The sequence below is a fragment of the Parasphingorhabdus sp. genome, from assembly GCF_049667325.1.
Classification (GTDB): domain Bacteria; phylum Pseudomonadota; class Alphaproteobacteria; order Sphingomonadales; family Sphingomonadaceae; genus Parasphingorhabdus.
Genome location: NZ_JBATHY010000290.1, coordinates 1 through 6,670 on the forward strand (window position 1 = coordinate 1; position 6,670 = coordinate 6,670).

A 6,670-nucleotide genomic window follows, 5' to 3' on the forward strand; every position below is an offset into this window, starting at 1 on the left:
GGCGCCCGGGAAGCCGGAATACGCTATGGCGCGCTCCACAATTATTCACTCTGCCGGCTGGCTACGGATCAGGCGACAATGTTCGTCACGACCGTCCCGCGCGGAGAGAATATGCTCCCGCCCGCCGTCCGTCTGGCGTTCGACAATGGCTGCGGTGACCGCCCTGGCCGCGCGCTGGTACTCAGCGAACTGAATATGTTTCTCAACCAGATCGAGGCCCATAGCGAAAAGCCCGCCATTCTCGCGGTATCGCGCGACTTCGAAGAGCTTTACAATATCAGCAGCGGAATCGACCGGACATTCTGGCTCGAAGCCAATTTTTTTCCGCCCGACTATGCCACCAAACCCTGGGTGATGTGGCGCGCTTCCGATATGCGCCGGATCAGCGGGGTTGACGGCCCGATAAACTGGAACGTAGTGCGACCATGACCACCAACAGGAATCATATATGAGCATATTATCCGACCGCTGGATCCGCAATGAAGCGAAACATTCCGGCATGATCGAGCCTTTTGTCGAAGGCCAGAAGCGCGAAGGCTGTATAAGCTATGGCCTGTCCTCCTACGGCTACGACGCGCGAGTATCGGACGAATTCAAGATTTTTACCAATGTTAACAACGCCGTTGTCGACCCTAAGGATTTTGCCGAAAACAGCTTCGTCGATCGCAAAACCGACTGTTGCATCATCCCGCCCAACAGCTTCGCTCTCGCACGGACGGTCGAATATTTCCGGATTCCGCGCGACGTGCTGGTCATATGCCTTGGCAAGTCCACCTATGCCCGCTGCGGGATTATCGTCAACGTCACACCACTCGAACCGGAATGGGAGGGTCACGTGACGCTGGAGTTTTCCAACACCAGCCCCCTGCCCGCAAAAATCTATGCGAACGAAGGCGCCTGCCAGTTCCTTTTCCTCAAAGGCAATGAACCTTGCGAGACCAGTTATGCTGACCGTTCGGGTAAATATATGCGGCAAAAAGGTGTGACTCTGGCCAAGCTCTAGGCCATAGATGGACTGATTAACCCACCGGTTAAATAACCTGCAGGAGCGCCCACATGTCCGATACCCGAGAATTTGATGTCATAATCTATGGTTCAACCGGCTATACCGGCCGTCTTGTAGCCGAATATATGACGCAACAATATGGCACTGCCAAAGACGCTCCGAAATGGGCGATGGCAGGGCGTAGTCTGCAAAAGCTCGAAGAGGTTCGCGATCTGATTGGCGCGCCCAAGGACACGCCGCTTGTCGTCGCCGATTCCGATGATGCCGCTTCCATCGACATGATGGCCAGTCGTACCAAAGTGGTTTTGACCACAGTGGGACCCTATCAGTTATACGGCGACGAACTGGTTGACGCCTGCGTCAGTAATGGTACCCATTATGTCGATCTCTGCGGCGAACCCGGATGGATGCGCGAGATGATCGACAAACATCAGAAAGCGGCTGAGAAATCGGGTGCACAGATTTGTTTTTCCTGCGGATTTGATTCTATTCCCTTCGATCTAGGCGTCCTGATGCTGCAGAAGGAAATGAACAAGCGCTTCGGCAAACCTGCGAACCGGATCCGAGGCCGGGTCCGCGCCATGGAAGGCACTTTCTCCGGTGGGACGGCAGCCAGTCTGGGCGCAACCATGAAGGCGCTGGCCAAAAACCCGGCGCTGGTGAAGATATTGGCCAGCAGCTTCGGCCTGACCCCGGGTTTCAAGGGCGCAGATCAGCCCAACATGCTGATCCCCAAGTATGACAAGACCATCGACAGCTGGGTCGCACCGTTCATCATGGCGCCGATCAATACGAAAAATGTCCACCGGACCAATATGCTGCTCGATTTTTCTTATGGTGAAGATTTCAAATATGACGAGATGGTTGTGACCAGTCCCGGTGATATCGGCAAACAGGCGGCCGAAATGCTCGCCAAGGCCAACCCCTTTGGCGGTGCCGATGCTCCCAAACCGGGCGAAGGCCCGACCAAAGAACAACGCGAAAATGGTCATTATGATCTTTTGTTCCTCGGCGAAACGGCAGACGGCGAGACGGCAAGCCTGTGCGTCAAGGGCGACAAGGACCCTGGCTATGGCTCGACCTGCAAGATGATCGCTGAAGCGGCGCTGTGCCTCGCCCAGGACAAGATCAAGAAGGGCGGCGGTGTCTGGACCCCGGGGGCGTTGATGGGCAAAAAGCTGGTACAACGCCTGGAAGACAAGGCAGGCCTTAGCTTTATCGTCGAAAGCTGACGATCCTCAGCAACCATTCAGGTCTTTTTGCGCTATACGGGCGCCTGAAACAGAAATATACTTCTCTACCCTTGAAACCCCGTTTCTCAGGACAGATTATTTAACATCATGTTGAATCGCCTTTTACGCAAAAAAGCACCTGCTCGGCCGATTGATAGCGCGACCATCCCCGAGGGGCGTCGAGTCTATGCGATTGGCGACATTCACGGCCGCAATGACCTTTTGCAACTGCTGCTGGACAAGATCGTCAAGGACGATGCGGATAGGGATGATGCGCGGAGCGAGATTATTTTCCTGGGTGACCTGGTCGACCGGGGACCGGATAGCGCGGGTGTCCTCGACACAGCAATGCAGACAAAAGAACTTTTTGGTAATGTCCGCTTCCTGATGGGCAATCATGAAGAAGTCTATCTGGCCGCAACCAAGGGTAATGAAAAAGCGGTTCGTTTCTTCAACCGGATCGGCGGACGTGAAACGATATTGAGTTACGAGATTACGATGAAGGAATATGTCGAGCTAGACATGAGCCAGTTGGCATTACGCATTCCTGAACTATTTCCCCAACACCACATCGATTTTGTTGCGGGCTTCGAAGACCAGATCATCATCGGCGATTATGCCTTTGTCCACGCCGGCATACGTCCCGGCGTGCCTCTGTCCGAACAGCGCCAGAAAGACCTTCGCTGGATCCGCGAAGAATTTCTGTCTGCCCAGGAAGCCCACGAGAAAATCATCGTCTACGGCCATACGATCAATGATGAAGTGGTGGAAACCGGCACCCGCATCGGTATCGACACCGGCGCATATTATTCCGAAAAACTGACCGCGCTGGCGCTTCAGGGATCGGAACGCTGGTATCTTGATACCAGCGCATAAAAAAACGGCGAAACCCTTGAGTTCCGCCGTATTTAGGTCCGATACGCAGACCAGTTTTGGGTAGTGAATATTCGGTCGACTAAGCAACTTGTGCGGTGGGTGCGGTTTCCTCTTCGATATCGCGCAGGACATAGCCCCGACCCCAGACCGTCTCGATATAATTGTCGCCGCCGCAAGCCAGAGCCAGTTTCTTGCGGAGCTTGCAGATGAAAACGTCGATAATTTTGAGTTCGGGCTCGTCCATTCCGCCATAAAGATGGTTGAGGAACATTTCCTTGGTGAGCGTCGTTCCCTTCCTGAGGGAGAGCAGCTCGAGCATTGCATATTCCTTGCCGGTCAGATGAACCCGATTGCCGTCTACTTCAACCGTCTTGGCGTCCAGGTTAACGGCCAGCTTGCCGGTCCGGATGACGCTCTGCGAATGGCCTTTCGAACGACGAACAACAGCATGAATGCGGGCAACCAGCTCGTCGCGGTGGAACGGCTTGGTGACATAATCATCGGCACCAAAACCAAAGCTGCGGACCTTGCTGTCCATTTCGCTGATACCGGAAAGAATGAGAACCGGCGTTTGCACTTTGGCAACGCGCAGCTTCTTGAGGACATCATAACCGTGCATGTCGGGCAGATTTAGATCGAGCAATATGATGTCATAATCATAGAGCTTGCCGAGATCGAGGCCCTCTTCACCCAGATCCGTGGTGTAAACGTTAAAACCTTCGGTTGTCAGCATCAGCTCAATCGCTTTTGCGGTCGTTGGTTCGTCTTCAATCAGCAGCACGCGCATCAGGCAGCCCCTTTTCTTATTTACTCGCTCCAGATCGACCACTGTGCCGACCCGATGGATCATTTATTAACCATAAGATCAATGAACGTAAAAGGTTAATTTTTCCCTAAGGCAGGTTTGAGCATGAGTCGCGAGCAGGTCAATGACTCTACAACCCGCAGGAATGAGTCGTTTCAGGCCTCACGAGTCCGCCGAAAAAAAAATTAACTTTTTGCCGATTGAGGGTCAAAATAGTCCGATTTTGTCCGAAACGGATCGCATTTCGCGGCATAAGGACAACAGAATGATCAATTTTTAGCAACAAATCACAGGCTTCGTTAACAAGCCCTGTCGCGAAGAGGCCCATGACGCTAGAAAGCGTCCATGGTTGATATCCCTGAAAGCGCGATCACCGAGACGTTTCTGGCCGCCAGCGGCCCTGGAGGCCAGAATGTCAACAAAGTGGCTACCACAGTGCAGATGCGGGTCGATATATATGCATTGGGCCTCGAACCTTACGCCTTTCGCAAACTGAAAACGCTCGCCGGGCGCAAAATGACCAGCGGCGGCGAGTTGATCATCACGGTTCGCGCCTATCGAACCCGCGAGGCCAACCGGGCCGAAGCCCGGCGGCGGGTGAACGAGATGGTTGAACAGGCCTACGAGCGCGATGCCCGCAGGATCAAAACCCGCCCAAGCAGAGCCGCCAAGGCCCGGCGCGTCGATACAAAGAAGAAGAAATCCAATGTCAAAAAGATGCGGGGGAAACCGGGACTGGACTGAGCGACAGGAGGCACAGCCATATATACAGGCCCGCCGAGACCATTGTTTCGGGTTGGCAAGGCGTCGGTTTTCCTCATAAGAAAGTTAACAGATTCAGGGGATCACGATGAAAACGCGTTATTTGCTCGTCATATGCAGCCTGCCATCCTTTGCCACTGCGGCTCTCGCCAGCAGTGGAGATGACAGCCGCCGGTTCACCGCCGAACGCGTATTTGATCTGGAATATGCCGATGATCCGCAGATCTCGCCGGATGGCAGCACGATTATCTATGCCCGCAAATCGATGGACAAGTTCGCCGATCAGGTTGTCAGCGATTTGTGGACGATCGACACGCGCAACGGCGATCACCGGCCGCTGGTAAGCGGGCAAGGTTCGAGCTCTTCGGTCCGCTGGTCCCCTGCAGGTGACCGCATTATCTATCTGACGTCGAACAACGGAAAGCCTGAATTGCGCTTGCGATATCAGGATAGCGGCGACAGCTTTTCGCTCGCGCAACTGGAAAATGGTCCCGGCGCTCCGGTCTGGTCGCCTGATGGAAAAACCGTTGCCTTTTCCATGCTTGTAAACGACGAGCGCGCTACTTTTGCCAAGCCACCCAAAAGTCCTGAAGGGGCCGATTGGGCGAAACCGGTCGGAATTGTCGATGATCTGGTTTTCCGTTTCGATGGAGCAGGCTATTTGCCCAAAGGCAAAACCCAGATTTTCACCTTGAATGCCGAGGGCGGCACGCCGCGGCAGATCACCCATGGCATAAATGGCTTTGATTCGCCGCAATGGCTTGGCAATGGCGCACTTCTCGTCACCGGAAATGAAAGTGAAGACGCCGATCTTGATCCGATCGAGAGCGAGATCTACCGGTTGGACCTGGCCGGCCAGACAGTAACTCCACTGACCCAGCGCGACGGTCCGGACTTTGCGCCAAATGTTTCCCCCAATGGTGCGCGCATCGCCTATCTCGGATATGACGACAGATTGAAATCCTATCAGCAGACCGACGTCTATCTTATGGCGCCCGACGGCAGCAACGTGCAAAATCTGACCGTAAATTTTGACCGGTCGGTCGAGGCGATCTCGTGGCGACCGGACAGCCGGGCGCTGATCGGTCAGACCGAAGTCGACGGTATATTGACGCTGGTTTCTATCGACCTGTCGGGCAATGTCCGCAGCCTGATCCAGGATATCGGCGGCACGTCGCTGGGCCGGCCCTATGCGGCAGGCAGCTTCTCGGTTGCCAGCAAGGCCGGCGGGAGCTCCCCGATGATCGCTTATACCAAGGGCAGCACCAACCGGCCTGCCGAAGTCGCCCTGACCCGCGGCAGCGGCAACGGTCGCCAGTTGACTCGGCTGAACGAGGATGCACTAGGTCACCTGGATCTTGCCCGTATCGAGGAGATCAAGGTTTCTTCGACCCATGACGGAAGAGAGATTGAAGCCTGGGTTGCCCTGCCCCCGAATTTCAAGCCCGATGGCTCCTTTCCGATGATATTGGAAATCCATGGCGGACCGAACACGATGTACGGCCCCTATTTTGCCGCTGAAATTCAACGCTATGCAGCGCAAGGCTATGTCACAGTCTACGCCAATCCAAGAGGGTCGACGGGATATGGTGAAGCCTTTGCGCAGCTGATTGATCTGGATTACCCGGGCAATGATCATGATGATCTGATGAGCGTGGTCGACGCCCTGATCGCAAAAAATTATGTCAGCAAAGAGCGTTTGTTCATCACCGGCGGATCGGGTGGCGGCGTGCTGACCGCATGGGCCGTCGGAAAAACCGACCGTTTTGCAGCGGCGGCGACGATCAAACCGGTGATCAACTGGACCAGCATGGCGCTGGCCGGGGACATCGCCCGTTTCGTCAGACGCCACTGGTTTCGCGCCCAGCCCTGGGAACAACCGGAGGAATATTGGCGCCGTTCGCCTCTCTCCATCGTCAACAACGTGACAACACCGACGATGGTCATGGTTGGCGAGGCCGACTGGCGCACGCCCGCATGGGAAGCCGA

7 protein-coding genes are annotated in these 6,670 nt (G+C 55.1%); 6 read left to right on the forward strand and 1 reads right to left on the reverse strand.

Features of this window, described 5'->3' with window-relative positions; all coding sequences use genetic code 11:
- The 4 genes from WBM93_RS12880 to WBM93_RS12895 form a co-directional block, all read left to right on the forward strand.
- Positions 1–429, forward strand: a 429-nt coding sequence (locus tag WBM93_RS12880; RefSeq protein ID WP_424432267.1) for a glycoside hydrolase family 25 protein, incomplete at its 5' end; no start/stop codon positions are given.
- Between the two features lie 19 nt (positions 430–448).
- A complete protein-coding gene (gene dcd / locus WBM93_RS12885; protein ID WP_424432268.1) occupies positions 449–1,003 on the forward strand; it encodes a dCTP deaminase in 555 nt (184 codons plus the stop codon).
- Positions 1,004–1,056: 53 nt separating this feature from the next.
- Positions 1,057–2,238, forward strand: coding sequence for a saccharopine dehydrogenase family protein (locus WBM93_RS12890; RefSeq protein ID WP_424432269.1), 1,182 nt, complete (start codon positions 1,057–1,059; stop codon positions 2,236–2,238).
- A gap of 108 nt (positions 2,239–2,346) precedes the next feature.
- Entirely contained in the window at positions 2,347–3,114 is a 768-nt protein-coding gene (locus tag WBM93_RS12895; protein ID WP_424432270.1) for a metallophosphoesterase family protein, read from the forward strand.
- Positions 3,115–3,193: 79 nt separating this feature from the next.
- On the opposite strand, the gene ctrA is transcribed toward WBM93_RS12895, so the two are convergent.
- Positions 3,194–3,901 carry a response regulator transcription factor CtrA gene (ctrA, locus tag WBM93_RS12900; protein WP_335653041.1) on the reverse strand — a complete coding sequence of 236 codons (708 nt, stop codon included), beginning with the start codon at positions 3,899–3,901 and terminating at the stop codon, positions 3,194–3,196.
- 363 nt (positions 3,902–4,264) lie between these two features.
- Here ctrA and arfB point away from each other — a divergent pair, with 363 nt between their 5' ends.
- Together arfB and WBM93_RS12910 are read left to right on the forward strand one after the other, a co-directional pair.
- Positions 4,265–4,663 (forward strand): alternative ribosome rescue aminoacyl-tRNA hydrolase ArfB, encoded by a 399-nt coding sequence (arfB, locus tag WBM93_RS12905; RefSeq protein WP_424432271.1) that lies wholly within the window; start codon positions 4,265–4,267, stop codon positions 4,661–4,663.
- 106 nt (positions 4,664–4,769) lie between these two features.
- Positions 4,770–6,670 (forward strand): prolyl oligopeptidase family serine peptidase (locus tag WBM93_RS12910; RefSeq protein WP_424432272.1); only part of this gene is annotated, 1,901 nt, incomplete at its 3' end.

What these genes read in the sequence shown, in the direction of transcription:
- dcd (WP_424432268.1), top strand. Translation starts at nt 449, where the DNA reads ATGAGCATATTATCCGACCGCTGGATCCGCAATGAAGCGAAACATTCC.
- WBM93_RS12890 (WP_424432269.1), top strand. Translation starts at nt 1,057, where the DNA reads ATGTCCGATACCCGAGAATTTGATGTCATAATCTATGGTTCAACCGGC.
- WBM93_RS12895 (WP_424432270.1), top strand. Translation starts at nt 2,347, where the DNA reads ATGTTGAATCGCCTTTTACGCAAAAAAGCACCTGCTCGGCCGATTGAT.
- ctrA (WP_335653041.1), bottom strand. Translation starts at nt 3,901, where the DNA reads ATGCGCGTGCTGCTGATTGAAGACGAACCAACGACCGCAAAAGCGATT.
- arfB (WP_424432271.1), top strand. Translation starts at nt 4,265, where the DNA reads ATGGTTGATATCCCTGAAAGCGCGATCACCGAGACGTTTCTGGCCGCC.